Genomic DNA, 13,103 nt, shown 5'->3' on the forward strand with positions numbered 1-13,103 from the left:
GGGTTGAGCAGAGACAGATTCCGGCCGGCACCTCGGGTTGGCGGCGAGCCGGGATCGACAGGAGGTTATGGGATGGACGCCACGGGTGAAGGGCAACCGGACTATCTCGCGCTGTCCGTCGACATCGTGTCGGCCTTCGTGAGCAACAATCCGGTGCCTGCGCCGGAGCTGCCCGGGCTCATCGCGGCCATCCACGCGACGCTGCACGGTCTCGGCGAGCCGGCCATCACGCCGACGGAGGAGTTGCGGCCGGCCGTGCCGGTCCGGCGCTCGGTCCAGCCCGACTTCATCGTGTGTCTGGAGGACGGCAAGAAGTTCAAGTCGCTCAAGCGCCATCTGCGCACGCACTACAACCTCACGCCCGAGGAATACCGGACGAAATGGGGCCTTCCGCCCGATTATCCGATGGTGGCGCCGAACTACGCCGCGGCGCGCTCCAGTCTCGCCAAGAGCATGGGCCTCGGCCACCAGCGGCGGAAGGGCTGAGGGCGCGCCGAGCGCGTCCACAGCTTTCGGATCCGGGTTAGGCATCGGGCAAGCCAAGCTTGCGAGGGTCAGGGGCCCGTCAGCGCCTCAGAGACCCGATGCCCGGCAAGCCCAATCCCGTTGCCCGCCTGTTCTGGACGGCCGTGATCGGCCTTCCGTTCGGGCTCTGGTACGGCCGGCCGGCCCTAGCCGCGACGGGTCTGGCCCTCGTCCTGGTCCTGATCCGGCATCTCGGGCGCAAGCGCCGCTTCCGTGCCCGGGTGCGGCGGATCGCCCGGGCGCATGCCGACACGCTGGCACTGCGGCGGCGTCAGGAGAGCTACTGCGATCCTTACGGCAACTGGATCGAGGACGGCTGGCTGCGCGAGCGGGACTACTTTCTCGACCGGACCGTCCTGCCGCAGCTCGGCCCCCGCTTCGCCGACCTCGCCGAGGTGGAGCACGCGCGGATGCTGGCGATCATCGAGGCCGAGGCGGCGGCCGTCGCCCTCCCGGAGGAGGACGAGGCGCCGGGGGACGGGCTGGACTACGAGCGCTACTGCGCCGAGCGCCTGACCCGGGCGGGCTGGCGGACGCACCGGACGCCGGCGAGCGGCGACCAGGGCGCCGACATCGTCGCGGTGCAGGACGGCCTGCGCCTCGTGGTGCAATGCAAGCGGCTGAGCAAGCCCGTCGGCAACGCCGCCGTGCAGGAAGCGGCCGCGGCGCTGCGCTACTGGGACGGGGACCGGGCCGCCGTGGTCTCCAATGCCGGCTTCACCCCGGCCGCGCGCCGGCTCGCCACGGCGACCGGCGTGCTCCTGATGCATCACGAGGCGCTGGACACCCTCGACGCGCACGACCTCGCGGAGGCGTGACGGTCGTCAGGCAAGCGGCCCGGGGATGGCGGTCTCCGCCTCGCTGAGCAGCCGCGCCTCGTGCCGACGCACGAACAGCCAGAGGGCCAGGCCTCCGAACACCACGAGCGCCAGCAGGGTCAGGCCGACCGGGCCGACGATGTGCTCGATCTGGCGCCCGCAATAGTAGGAGCCGATCCCCATGCTGCCGGCCCAGACGACGCCGCCGAGGGCGTTGAAGGCGAAGAAGCGCCGGGCATCCAGACGGTTGACCCCGGCGAGCACGGCCGCGTAGGCGCGCAGCATCGCGGTGAAGCGGCCGAAGAACACGATCTTGCCGCCGTGCCGGCGGAACAGATACTGGCCGAGCTTGAGCCGCCCGTGATCGAGGGCGATGAGGTGACCGTAGCGCAGGAGCAGCGGCATGCCCCAGCGCCGCCCCGCCCAATAGCCGACATTGTCGCCCAGGATCGCCGCCGCCGCGGCCGCGGCGATGACAAGGCCGATATTCAAATTGCCGGTGCTGCCCGCATAGACGGCGGCCGAGATCAGCACCGTCTCGCCGGGGCATGGCACGCCGGCGCTCTCGAGGGTGATGATCACGAAGATCGCGATGTATCCGTAATTCGCGATCAGCTCGGCGATGGGCAGATCGTTCAGGAAGGCCATGCGGTCCTCGGGGCCGGTCTCCGGGCAAAGCCCGGCGACACAAGCGGATGGATCGTGGCCTTAAAAGGGCCGATCCGCGGAGTGCGGCGCGGTCAGAGGACCTTCAGCAGGGCCTCGGCGCCCGAGGCCTCCGCCTTCGAGGGCGTCTCCTCGACGTTGAGGATCCGGACGACGCCGTCCTCGACCAGCATCGAGTAGCGCTTCGAGCGCATCCCGAGGCCGAAACCCGTGCCGTCCATCTCGAGGCCGATGGCCTTGGCGAAATCGGCGTTGCCGTCGGCCAGGAATTCCAGCCCTTCCGCGCCGCTCGCCTTCGACCACGCGTCGAGCACGAACACGTCGTTGACGCTCGTCACCGCAATGGCATCGACGCCGCGTCCGAGGATCTCGTCCTTGTGGGTGACGAAGCCCGGCAGGTGGTTGCGGTGGCAGCTGGGGGTGAACGCGCCCGGCACGCCGATCAGGACCACGCGCCGGCCCTTGAACACGTCGTCGGTGGTGCGCGCGATCGGGCCCTCGGGGCCGATCACCCGGAAGGTGGCCTGGGGCAGGTGGTCGCCGACCTGGATCATCGCGGGTCCCTCGTTGTCGCGCGCTGGGATGGCGCGCGTGAGCAGCGCGCCTGACCTAGCGTGGCAGGGGATGCCTGTCGAGGATGCGGCCCAGTCCGGCTTGAACCACACGCACGGGCCGAGGCGCTTGATGCCGAGGCGCTTGATCTTGTGAGACCGCTCGATCCGCGCCCTCTGCTCCCCAACGTCGAGAGTGGGAGAGGGCACGAAACCCGCCGTGACCATCGGGCCGCGGCCGCAACCGCGCCGGCCGCGACCCGGACCGACTACGGCATTGCGGGACACGGATTGCGACGCGCACAAGCTTGAGGGAGGCTTGCTGCGTCCCTATTGCCCGCTGGACAACCAGGAGACGGGGCGTAGCATGGACGCATGGCGCACCCTCCGCACCGCAGGCCCGATCCCCCGTCGGCAGCGTCTTCGCTGGCCGGCAAGGCCGCGTCGCCGCTTCAGACGGAGCTGTCGGGTCCGAACTTCCTCGACGGGCAATTCCTCGTGGCCATGCCCGGCATGGCCGACGAGCGCTTCGCCCGTTCGGTGATCTATGTCTGCGCCCATTCCGCCGACGGGGCGATGGGCATCATCGTCAACAAGGCGGCGACCGACATCAGCATGCCGGACCTCTTGGTCCAGCTCGACGTGGCGCCCGAGGCGGATGCGATTCGCCTGCGCGAGCGGGTCGGCCACATGCCGGTCCTGATGGGCGGTCCGGTGGAAGGACGGCGCGGCTTCGTGCTCCACAGCGACGATTTTCACATCCAGCAATCGACGCTGATCATCGACGACGGCATCTGCCTGACCGCAACCGTGGAGATCCTCCGCGCCATCGCCAGCGGCGAGGGGCCGGCGAGCGCCGTGCTCGCGTTGGGCTATGCCGGCTGGCAGGCGGGGCAGCTGGAGAGCGAGATCATGGCCAATGGCTGGCTCAACTGCCCGGCCGACCCGGCCCTGATCTTCAACGCCGACCTCGACGCCAAGTACGACCTCGCCCTGCGGGCCAACGGCATCGACCCGGCGATGCTGTCGATGACCGCCGGCCGGGCCTGATCGACATCGACCTCAGAGATTTGCGGCGCCCCGGTGCTTGCAAGCGGGGCAATCCCGCCGGCCCAGGCTGTCCGGCTTCCTTCCGCCCTGGGCCGCTGCCCTGCGCTCGCGATGCCGCGGGCGTCAGAGCGCCGGGCCGACGGAGCCGGCGCGCCGCGCCTCCACCTATTCCGGAAGCACGTCGCCGCCGCCGGCCGCGTCCGGGTTCATGCCTTCGACGGCGGGCTTGGGACGCGGCCTGCGCGGCGCGACGGCGGCCGTGGGCGTCGCCGTGTTGGCGCCGAGCCGGGTCGCCAGGGCCAGGGCGCGGTTCTCCGTCACCCGCAGGTGGCAGAACCCGTGTGTGCCCTCCCGCGCATAGGTGCGGCAGAGCTGCTCCCGGTCCGACGAGAAGGCCGCCTGCTCGCTGACGATCGGCCGCACGTCCTCGCGCCGGGCGCGCTGGGTCATCAGCTTGTAATTGTCCCGAACGGCCTTGTCGGCGACGCCCCGGGCGGTGTCGAATTCGCCGGCCCGCGGGATCAGGGTGGCGGCGGCCGGCCCCCAGAGGCCCACCGGCGTCGTGGCGCAATCCGCCGCCGAGAAGGTACAGATCGGGCCCGCACCGAGGCTCGAGACCAGGACGCCGCCCTCGGTCACGTCGAAGCGCAGCGGGCACTCGGCCCCGGCCGCCTCGAAGCGCGGCACGCCCTCGGGCTTGCCCTCGGCGCTGAGCGTCACCGGGTTGCCGCCGGCGAGGGGAACCGTGCAGGACTCCGCCGGCTGCGAGATCTTGGTCCCCGGCAGCTTGATCCGTGCCGTGACGGCGGTGCCGGACCGTTCCAGCTTCAGGGTTCCGGACAGGCCGTTGAGCTGCAGATCCTGGCCGATCACGCCGTCCTCGGAGGGCGTCTTCAGAACGATCGGGCGGGCCGGCGCAGGGGCGGGCCGGGGCGCCTCAGGGGCCGCGGGCGGACCCGGCTCGCCCGGCGCGGCCGGAGCCGGCGGCGCCTCCGGGAGGCCGCGGGGCGGCACCGGCGGCCGCTCCGGCTTGATGCCGAACAGGCGCTCGAAGAAATTCTGGGCCTGCGCCGGAGGGGCGGCGAGCATCCCGGGCGCCGCGACGGCGACCGCCAGGATCGGAAGCAGGAGACTGCGGATCGGGCGCATCGGACTCTACGACGGGGACACGAAGTGGCGGGGCCACGCGCAACCCCTTGTCGAAGCGTTAACACGGCGTCGATGGCGCCGACGTGGCAGCGAAGCAACAAAATGCAGTCACGCCGCCGGGCAGAGGGCGGCCCTGCGGCGAGATCCTGCCGGAATGACAAGGATATGGCGCGCCTGTGCGGGATGAATGCCGCCGCGCAGGCTTCGCCTTGCGAGCCCGGAACGGGGTTCTTATATCGCCCTCGACGCGGGATTGCGCGCTGGGTTTCAGCCGTTCACGGCCCTTGATCCGGCCCGGGTCCCATACTCACATCACCTCCGTACACCGCCATGGGCCGAGCTGCTTCGGGGCTCGGCGGTCTGCTTGAACGCGACGAAAAGAGGGATCCCGCCATGGGTAAAGTTATCGGCATCGACCTGGGCACCACCAATTCCTGCGTGGCCGTGATGGATGGCACGCAGCCCAAGGTCATCGAGAATTCGGAAGGCGCGCGCACCACGCCGTCGATCGTCGCCTTCACGGATGACGGCGAGCGGCTCGTCGGCCAGCCGGCCAAGCGCCAGGCGGTCACGAACCCAGAGCGCACGTTCTTCGCCATCAAGCGGCTGATCGGCCGCACCTACGACGATCCGCTGACCCAGAAGGACAAGGGCCTCGTCCCCTACAAGATCGCCCGCGGCGACAACGGCGACGCCTGGGTCGAGGCGGACGGCAAGAAGTATTCGCCGTCGCAGATCTCCGCCTTCACGCTGCAGAAGATGAAGGAGACCGCGGAGGCCCATCTCGGCCAGCCGGTGACGCAGGCGGTCATCACCGTCCCCGCCTACTTCAACGACGCCCAGCGCCAGGCCACCAAGGATGCCGGCAAGATCGCGGGCCTCGAGGTTCTGCGCATCATCAACGAGCCGACCGCGGCGGCGCTCGCCTACGGCCTCGACAAGAAGAAGGCCGGTACGATCGCGGTCTACGACCTCGGCGGCGGCACCTTCGACGTGTCGATCCTCGAGATCGGCGACGGCGTGTTCGAGGTGAAGTCCACCAACGGCGACACCTTCCTGGGCGGCGAGGACTTCGACAACCGGATCGTCGAATACCTGACCTCCGAGTTCAAGAAGGAGCAGGGCATCGACCTGACCAAGGACAAGCTCGCCCTCCAGCGCCTCAAGGAGGCGGCCGAGAAGGCCAAGATCGAGCTGTCCTCGGCCACCCAGACCGAGATCAACCTGCCCTACATCACCGCCGACAACACCGGCCCGAAGCACCTCGCGCTGAAGCTCAGCCGGGCGAAGTTCGAGTCGCTGGTCGACGATCTGGTGCAGCGCACGATCGAGCCCTGCCGCAAGGCGCTCAAGGATGCCGGCGTCTCGGCCTCCGAGATCGACGAGGTGGTGCTGGTCGGCGGCATGATCCGCATGCCGAAGATCCAGGAGGTGGTGAAGGCCTTCTTCGGCAAGGAGCCCCACAAGGGCGTCAACCCGGATGAGGTCGTGGCCATCGGCGCCGCCGTGCAGGCGGGCGTGCTCCAGGGCGACGTCAAGGACGTCCTGCTCCTCGACGTGACCCCGCTGTCGCTGGGCATCGAGACGCTGGGCGGCGTGTTCACCCGGCTCATCGACCGCAACACCACGATCCCGACCAAGAAGTCCCAGACCTTCTCGACGGCGGAGGACAACCAGAACGCCGTCACGATCCGGGTCTTCCAGGGCGAGCGCGAGATGGCGGCCGACAACAAGCTGCTCGGCCAGTTCGACCTCGTCGGCATCCCGCCGGCGCCCCGCGGCATGCCGCAGATCGAGGTGACCTTCGACATCGACGCCAACGGCATCGTCAACGTGACGGCCAAGGACAAGGCGACCAACAAGGAGCACCAGATCCGCATCCAGGCCTCGGGCGGCCTGTCGGACGCCGACATCGACCGGATGGTGAAGGACGCCGAGGCGAATGCCGAGGCCGACAAGAAGCGCCGCGAGCTGGTCGAGGTGAAGAACCAGGGCGAGAGCCTGATCCACGCCACCGAGAAGTCGGTGACCGAGTACGGCGACAAGGTCCCGGCCGCCGACAAGGGCGCGATCGAGACCGCGATGACCGCGCTCAAGACCGCCCTCGAGGGTGAGGATGTCGAGGCGATCAAGGCCCGCACCACGGACCTGATGCAGGCCTCGATGAAGCTCGGCGAGGCCATGTACGCTGCCAATCAGGCGGCCGGCCCCGACGCCGGTGCCGAGGCGGCCTCCGAGAAGAAGGACGACGTCATCGACGCCGACTTCCAGGAGGTCGACGAGAAGGACCAGAAGAAGCGCGCCTGAGGCGCGGGTCGGAGACGACCGTGCGGGGCCGGAGCGATCCGGCCCCGCCTTTGCTTGACACGCGCTGTTGCGCAGGCGCCGCAGGACGCGGGATATCGCCCGGATCGGAGCCGCGGGCTGCCAGCCCGTGCTAGAGCGCGAATCGCGACGTGCATCGGTCCGCACATCCTGCGCAAACCCGCGTCCCGAAGCCCCGCCGCGGCGGGCGTCGGCGCGGCGGGGTCCAGGGATCACGGCGCCGTCTGGACGCCTCCTGCGAGGCGGCCGCGCCGCGCCCCGAGACAGGGCGCGGATGGATTGTCCGGAGACGGGTTGGGATGTCGAAGCGGGACTATTACGAGATCCTGGGGGTCACTAAGACCGCCACGGAAAGCGAGATGAAGGTCGCCTTCCGCAAGCTCGCGATGACCTTTCATCCCGACCGCAATCCCGGCGACAAGGACGCCGAGATCAAGTTCAAGGAGATCAACGAGGCCTATCAGTGCCTCTCCGACGGCCAGAAGCGTGCCGCCTACGACCGGTTCGGCCACGCGGCCTTCAGCCAGGGCGGGGGCGGCGGTCCCGGATTCGGCAACGAGTTCGGCGACTTCATGTCGGATATCTTCGACAATTTCTTCGGTGACGGCCGCGGCGGCGGCGGCGGCGCGCGCGGGCGCGGCGGCACACCGGGCCGCGAGCGCGGGGCGGATCTGCGCTACAACCTCGAGATCACCCTGGAGGAGGCCTTCACCGGCAAGGCCGAGACCATCCGGATCCCGACCTCGGTGACCTGTGAGGCCTGTGACGGCTCGGGCGCCAAGCCGGGCTCGAAGCCCCGGACCTGCCCGACCTGCGCGGGCTACGGCCGCGTCCGGGCCGCCCAGGGCTTCTTCGCCATCGAGCGTACCTGTCCGAACTGCCACGGCCGCGGCGAGATCGTCGACGATCCCTGCACGTCCTGCCAGGGCGCGGGCCGCGTCAACCGCGAGCGCACCCTCTCCATCAACGTGCCCGCGGGGGTCGATGACGGCCTGCGCATCCGACTCGCCGGCGAGGGCGAGAGCGGCCTGCGCGGCGGGCCGGCCGGCGACCTCTACGTCTTCCTGTCGATCAAGCAGCACGAATTCTTCCAGCGCGACGGGGCCGACCTGTTCTGCCGGGTGCCGATCTCGATGGTGACGGCCGCCCTCTCGGGCGAGATCACCGTGCCGGTGATCGACGGCTCGCAGACGCAGGTGCGCATCCCTGCGGGCACGCAGACCGCCAAGCAGTTCCGCATCAAGGGCAAGGGCATGCCGGTGCTCCGCTCGCGGGAGGTCGGCGATCTCTACATCCAGGTCTTCGTCGAGACCCCGCAGAACCTGACCAAGCGCCAGCGCGAGCTGCTCCAGGAGTTCGATCAGTCGGCCTCGCCGGAGAATCATCCAGAATCCGCCGGCTTCTTCTCGAAGGTCCGAGACTTCTTCGGGGGCGCGGTCCGGCCGTGAGCCGGATCCGAATCCTGGGAAGACCCGTTATGCAAGCGGCCGGCGTGGCTTGGGTCCCCTAGGCGACGCGCCGCCTTGACTGTAAGACAACGCCGTTCTTCAGCCTTTCATTCTCATTCGGCATCAAGGAATCCAGGACTTGCCGCCGCTCCGCCGTCCCAACGCGAAGGCTCCTGTCGGCAGGAGCGCGATTTTCGGGCCGCGGCGCGACCCCCTGGAGGACGAGGCCCGGTTCCTGCGTTCGTGGCTCGAGCGGCCCCTCGTCACGGGTGCGGTGACGCCGTCGGGCAAGATGCTCGCGCGCACCATGGCCGCCTATGTCGACCCGCGCCTGGAAGGACCGGTGGTCGAACTCGGCCCCGGCACCGGTCCCGTGACCGAAGCGCTGATCCGGCGCGGCGTTGCGCCGGAGCGCCTGATCCTCGTGGAATTCAATCCTGATTTCTGCCGCCTCCTGACCCACCGCTTCCCCGGTGTGCGGGTCATTCAGGGCGATGCCTACAACATGCGGGCGAGCCTTCAGGACGTGCTGACGCAGCCCGCGGCGGCCACGATCTCGAGCCTGCCGCTGTTCACCAAGCCGTTGGAGCAGCGGCTGGACCTGCTCAACACCGCCCACGACCTGATGCGGCCGGGGGCTCCGTTCGTGCAGTTCACCTACGCGGTCGTGCCGCCGATCCCGGCCCGTTGCGAAGCCGGCAGCTATACCGCCGACCGTTCCAACCGGGTGTGGCTGAACCTGCCCCCGGCCCGGGTCTGGGTCTATCGCCGACCCTGACATGAACACGGCCTGAGCGAACAGGTCACGTTTGCGTCAACTTGAAAGGCGCATACCTGAGACACGGCCGGACGCGCCAACGCGGCCGGCGTGGAACAGGAAAGCGCCGATGTTCACCAAGACTGCACGGACCCGCTTTGCAGCCGCCCTTGCCTTCGGCGAGCTGGCCTTTGCGGCCCCGGCCATGGCCGCTCCGCTGAGCCTCGACGCCGGGCTTCAGGCTGACAGCGGGGACATCCACACCGTCCAGTATGGCTACGGCTACGGTCCCCGTCACGGCGGCTGGGGCCACCATGGCTTCGGTCCGCGCCATCATCATCATGGCGGCTGGGGACGGGGACGCCATTACGGCTGGCGCAACCATGGCTTCGGCCCGCGTCACCACCATCACGGCGGCTGGGGCCATCGCCACGGCTACGGCCGCTGGTAAGCACTGACGGCGTGCGTCTCGCTCAGGCGGGGCGCGCGCCGGCCCTCACGCCGGCCCTCATGCCGCCCTCACCCGTTCGATGACGGGCGGCCGCTCCGACGGCGCGTCGCCGATCCGGTAGGCGGCGCGCAAGGCAGCCTCCGCGCGATCCGCCGAGGCCTCATCGGCGGCGTGGACGACCCCCAGCAGGCTACCGGACGCACCGGGGCCGGCGAGATCCGTGAAGCCCACACGCGGATCGATGGAGTCCCCCGGCTGCGTCCGCCCGCCACCGAGCCCGATCACCGCCAGGCCCAAAGCCCGTGTGGCGACCGCCGCAACGGTCCCTTCCTGGTGGACCGGCCGCCGCACCGGCGCCGCGGGCAGATAGGTTGCCGGCCTCTCCAGAAGATCACCGGGCCCGCCGAGAGCCGTGACCATGCGGGCGAAGCAATCGGCCGCCCGGCCCGACGCGAGCGCCTGCTCCAGTCGCTCGGCGGCGCTGTCGCGGTCCGGCGCCAGACCGCCGACGACCAGCATCTCGGCTCCCAGTGCCAGCGTGACCGCGTGGAAGCGCGGCTCGCGGCGGTCGCCTGTCAGATACGCGATCGCGTAGGCGACCTCGACGGCGTTGCCGGCCGCACTGGCCAGCGGCGCATCCATGTCGGTGATCAGCGCGGCGGTGCGCAGGCCGGCGCCCTCCGCCACCGTGACGATGCTCTCGGCCAGGGCCCGCGCCTCCGGCAGCGTCGCCATGAAGGCCCCGCCCCCCTGCTTGACGTCCATCACCAGCCCGTCGAGCCCGGCGGCGAGCTTCTTCGACAGGATCGAGGCGGTGATCAGGTCGAGGGACTCGACCGTGCCGGTCACGTCGCGGATCGCGTAGAGGCGCCGGTCGGCCGGGGCGAGGTCGGCGGTCTGGCCGATGATCGCGCAGCCGACGTCCCGGACGACCCTGCGGAACGCGTCCAATCCGGGCGTCGCGTCATAGCCCGGAATACTGCCGAGCTTGTCCAGCGTCCCGCCTGTATGGCCGAGGCCGCGCCCCGAGATCATCGGCACGTAGCCGCCGCAGGCCGCGACCATCGGCGCCAGCGGCAGGCTCACCGCGTCGCCGACGCCGCCGGTCGAGTGCTTGTCGAGGACCGGCCCCGGGAGATCCCAGGCGAGGACGCGGCCCGACTCGGCCATCGCGCGGGTCAGGGCCACCCGCTCCGGAAGGGAAAGCCCGCGGAAGAACACCGCCATGGCGAAAGCCGCCGCCTGCCCCTCCCCCACCGTGCCGTCGGTGAGGCCACGGACGAAGGCGTCGATCGCCTCCGGGTCGAGGGGAAGGCCGTCGCGCTTGGCCCGGATCGTCTCCTGAGGCAGCCGCACGTTCACGACTCCCGGGCCTGGATCAAGGCCGCGAACAGGCTGCTCGCCCCGAGCCGGAAGGTCTTGGGATTCACCCAGGCGGGACCCATGAGGCGGTCGGCAAGAGCCAGGTAGGTGGCTGCGTCGGCAATGCTGCGCAGGCCGCCGGAGACCTTGAGGCCGGCGGGCCGGCCGCTCGCCCGGATCTCATCCAGCATCGCCTCGGCAGCCTCCGGCGTCGCCGAGACCGCGCTCTTGCCCGTGGAGGTCTTCAGGAAGTCGGCGCCCGCCTCCAGGGCGATCCGGCTGGCCTCCCGGATCCGATCGGGATCGGCGAGCTCGCCCGTCTCCAGGATCACCTTGAGGATCGCGGATCCGCAGGTGTCGCGCACCGCCTCCACCATGTCGCGGGCGATCGCCGCCTCGCCCCGCAACAGGGCGCGGTAGGGCAGGACGAGGTCGATCTCGTCCGCCCCGTCGCGCAGGGCCTCGGCGGTGTCGTCGGTGGCGCGGGCGCAATCCTCGCCACCGTCTGGGAAGTTGATCACCGTGGCGATCCGGATGCCGGTGCCCGCGAGCGCCCGCGCGCCCTGCTCGATGAAGCGCGGCCAGACGCAGATCGCCGCGACGCCGCCGCGCTTCGCGTCCCGGCAGAGGGCGTCGATCCTGGGTTCGGTACAGGTCTCGCCGAGATCGGTGAGGTCGAGGAGCGGCAGGGCCCGGCGGGCGACCGCGCCGGCTTCGGACTTAGTCATCGGCGGTCTCTCCATCGGGCAGATGGGCCACGAAGGCCCGGATCAGGCGGCCGAGATCCTCCGCGGCCCGCGCCGCCACCGCCTTCGTCTCCGCGTGGTGCGGCGCGCCCCCGGCGATCCCGGCCGCGAGGTTCGTCACCACCGAGACCGCCGCCACCGGCAGGTCGAGGAACCGGGCGAGGATCACCTCGGGCACCGTGGACATGCCCACGAGGTCGGCCCCCAGGATGCCGGCCATCCGGACCTCCGCGGGCGTCTCGAAGCTCGGGCCGGAGAACCACGCGTAGATCCCCTCCCCGAGGGGCAGGCCGCAGGCCGCCGCCGCCGCGCGCAGCCGCGTCCGCAGATCCGGATCGTAGGCCGCGGTCATCGGCACGAACCGGGCGTCGCTGGCCTCGCCGATCAGCGGGTTCAGGCCGGACAGGTTGATGTGGTCGGCGAGCAGCACGAGGCTGCCCGGCCCCGTCCCAGGCCGCAGCGATCCGGAGGCGTTGGTGAGCAGCAGACGCCGGGCGCCGAGGTGCCGGGCGCAAGCGAGGGGCACCCGCATCACCGCCGGATCGCCGCGCTCGTAGGCGTGGGCCCGCCCCTCGAAGATCAGGACCGGCCGCCCCGCGAGGCGACCGCGGTGCAGCCGGCCGCCGTGACCGCTGACGCCCGGCCCCGGAAAACCGGGAATCGCCGCGTAGTCGAGGACGATGGCATCCGTGAGGGCGGCGGCGATGCCGCCGAGGCCGGTGCCGGTGACCACCGCGCAGGCGTAGGGTCCTGCGAAACCGGCGTCGCGCAGGGCGTCGCGGGCAGCCGCCTCACTCACCCAGCGTCTCCGGGCCGAAGGATTCCGGCAGCAGCTCCGCCAAGGTGAAGCTGCGGGCGACGCCGCCCGGTCCGGCGGCATGAATCGGCGTGTCCGGTCCGGCGAACTCGCGGATCCGCTGGCGGCAGGCACCGCAGGGCGTCACCAAGCCGACGCCGTCGCCGCAGACCAGGATCGCCGCGATGCGCCGGCCTCCGGCCGCCACCATGGCGGCGATCGCTCCGGCCTCCGCGCAGGTCCCGACCGGGTAGGCGGCGTTCTCCACGTTGCAGCCGGCATGGATGACGCCGCGCTCGTCGCGGAGCGCCGCACCGACCGGGAAGCGGGAATAGGGCGCATGCGCCCGGTCACGCACCGCCCGGGCGGCCTCGAACAGGGCGGCGAGCCCGTCATCGTCCCGTGCTGAATCCGCGGCCTGCATGGCCGATCTTTGGCACCCGCCGGGGCGCCCTGTCG

Annotated in this window: 14 protein-coding genes; 7 read left to right on the forward strand and 7 right to left on the reverse strand. The window is 70.7% G+C overall.

Annotated features, from left to right (window positions below):
- Positions 1 to 72 precede the first annotated feature (72 nt).
- Both MCBMB27_RS16420 and MCBMB27_RS16425 read left to right on the forward strand, forming a co-directional pair.
- Complete coding sequence (locus MCBMB27_RS16420) at positions 73 to 486, forward strand: Ros/MucR family transcriptional regulator (RefSeq protein ID WP_043357841.1); 414 nt, start codon at positions 73 to 75, stop codon at positions 484 to 486.
- A 98-nt stretch (positions 487 to 584) separates the two neighbouring features.
- Positions 585 to 1,343, forward strand: a complete 759-nt coding sequence (locus tag MCBMB27_RS16425; RefSeq protein WP_043357842.1) for a restriction endonuclease — start codon at positions 585 to 587, stop codon at positions 1,341 to 1,343.
- A 6-nt stretch (positions 1,344 to 1,349) separates the two neighbouring features.
- On the opposite strand, the gene MCBMB27_RS16430 is transcribed toward MCBMB27_RS16425, so the two are convergent.
- Together MCBMB27_RS16430 and MCBMB27_RS16435 are read right to left on the reverse strand one after the other, a co-directional pair.
- Positions 1,350 to 1,991 (reverse strand): DedA family protein, encoded by a 642-nt coding sequence (locus MCBMB27_RS16430; RefSeq protein WP_043385228.1) that lies wholly within the window; start codon positions 1,989 to 1,991, stop codon positions 1,350 to 1,352.
- A 92-nt stretch (positions 1,992 to 2,083) separates the two neighbouring features.
- Positions 2,084 to 2,563 carry a peroxiredoxin gene (locus tag MCBMB27_RS16435; RefSeq protein ID WP_043357846.1) on the reverse strand — a complete coding sequence of 160 codons (480 nt, stop codon included), beginning with the start codon at positions 2,561 to 2,563 and terminating at the stop codon, positions 2,084 to 2,086.
- A gap of 372 nt (positions 2,564 to 2,935) precedes the next feature.
- On the opposite strand from MCBMB27_RS16435, the gene MCBMB27_RS16440 reads away from it, so the two are divergent.
- On the forward strand, positions 2,936 to 3,610 hold the full coding sequence (locus MCBMB27_RS16440; protein WP_257787385.1) for a YqgE/AlgH family protein: 675 nt from the start codon (positions 2,936 to 2,938) through the stop codon (positions 3,608 to 3,610).
- Between the two features lie 165 nt (positions 3,611 to 3,775).
- On the opposite strand, the gene MCBMB27_RS16445 is transcribed toward MCBMB27_RS16440, so the two are convergent.
- Positions 3,776 to 4,759, reverse strand: coding sequence for a hypothetical protein (locus MCBMB27_RS16445; RefSeq protein ID WP_043385225.1), 984 nt, complete (start codon positions 4,757 to 4,759; stop codon positions 3,776 to 3,778).
- 393 nt (positions 4,760 to 5,152) lie between these two features.
- Between MCBMB27_RS16445 and dnaK the strand changes: the two genes are divergently transcribed.
- The 4 genes from dnaK (at position 5,153) to MCBMB27_RS16465 (ending at position 9,740) form a co-directional block, all read left to right on the forward strand.
- Positions 5,153 to 7,066, forward strand: a complete 1,914-nt coding sequence (gene dnaK, locus MCBMB27_RS16450; protein ID WP_075380866.1) for a molecular chaperone DnaK — start codon at positions 5,153 to 5,155, stop codon at positions 7,064 to 7,066.
- Positions 7,067 to 7,383: 317 nt separating this feature from the next.
- Complete coding sequence (gene dnaJ / locus MCBMB27_RS16455) at positions 7,384 to 8,532, forward strand: molecular chaperone DnaJ (RefSeq protein ID WP_043357852.1); 1,149 nt, start codon at positions 7,384 to 7,386, stop codon at positions 8,530 to 8,532.
- A gap of 139 nt (positions 8,533 to 8,671) precedes the next feature.
- Positions 8,672 to 9,310 carry a class I SAM-dependent methyltransferase gene (locus tag MCBMB27_RS16460; RefSeq protein WP_043357854.1) on the forward strand — a complete coding sequence of 213 codons (639 nt, stop codon included), beginning with the start codon at positions 8,672 to 8,674 and terminating at the stop codon, positions 9,308 to 9,310.
- Between the two features lie 109 nt (positions 9,311 to 9,419).
- On the forward strand, positions 9,420 to 9,740 hold the full coding sequence (locus tag MCBMB27_RS16465; protein WP_075380867.1) for a hypothetical protein: 321 nt from the start codon (positions 9,420 to 9,422) through the stop codon (positions 9,738 to 9,740).
- Positions 9,741 to 9,797: 57 nt separating this feature from the next.
- Here the strand turns inward: MCBMB27_RS16465 and deoA are convergent, their stop codons facing one another.
- Genes deoA through MCBMB27_RS16485 form a run of 4 tightly spaced genes read right to left on the reverse strand, consistent with a single transcriptional unit; the run spans position 9,798 to position 13,068 of the window.
- The gene (gene deoA, locus MCBMB27_RS16470; protein WP_075381997.1) at positions 9,798 to 11,096 is read right to left on the reverse strand and encodes a thymidine phosphorylase; all 1,299 of its coding nucleotides are present in this window, start codon (positions 11,094 to 11,096) and stop codon (positions 9,798 to 9,800) included.
- 2 nt (positions 11,097 to 11,098) lie between these two features.
- Entirely contained in the window at positions 11,099 to 11,830 is a 732-nt protein-coding gene (deoC, locus tag MCBMB27_RS16475; protein WP_075380868.1) for a deoxyribose-phosphate aldolase, read from the reverse strand.
- Positions 11,823 to 12,647 carry a purine-nucleoside phosphorylase gene (locus tag MCBMB27_RS16480; RefSeq protein WP_075380869.1) on the reverse strand — a complete coding sequence of 275 codons (825 nt, stop codon included), beginning with the start codon at positions 12,645 to 12,647 and terminating at the stop codon, positions 11,823 to 11,825. The genes deoC and MCBMB27_RS16480 overlap by 8 nt, the downstream gene beginning before the upstream one ends.
- The gene (locus tag MCBMB27_RS16485) at positions 12,640 to 13,068 is read right to left on the reverse strand and encodes a cytidine deaminase (protein ID WP_051045123.1); all 429 of its coding nucleotides are present in this window, start codon (positions 13,066 to 13,068) and stop codon (positions 12,640 to 12,642) included. Before MCBMB27_RS16485 ends, MCBMB27_RS16480 begins: the two co-directional genes overlap by 8 nt.
- Positions 13,069 to 13,103 lie beyond the last annotated feature (35 nt).

Source organism: Methylobacterium phyllosphaerae, assembly GCF_001936175.1.
Classification (GTDB): domain Bacteria; phylum Pseudomonadota; class Alphaproteobacteria; order Rhizobiales; family Beijerinckiaceae; genus Methylobacterium; species Methylobacterium fujisawaense.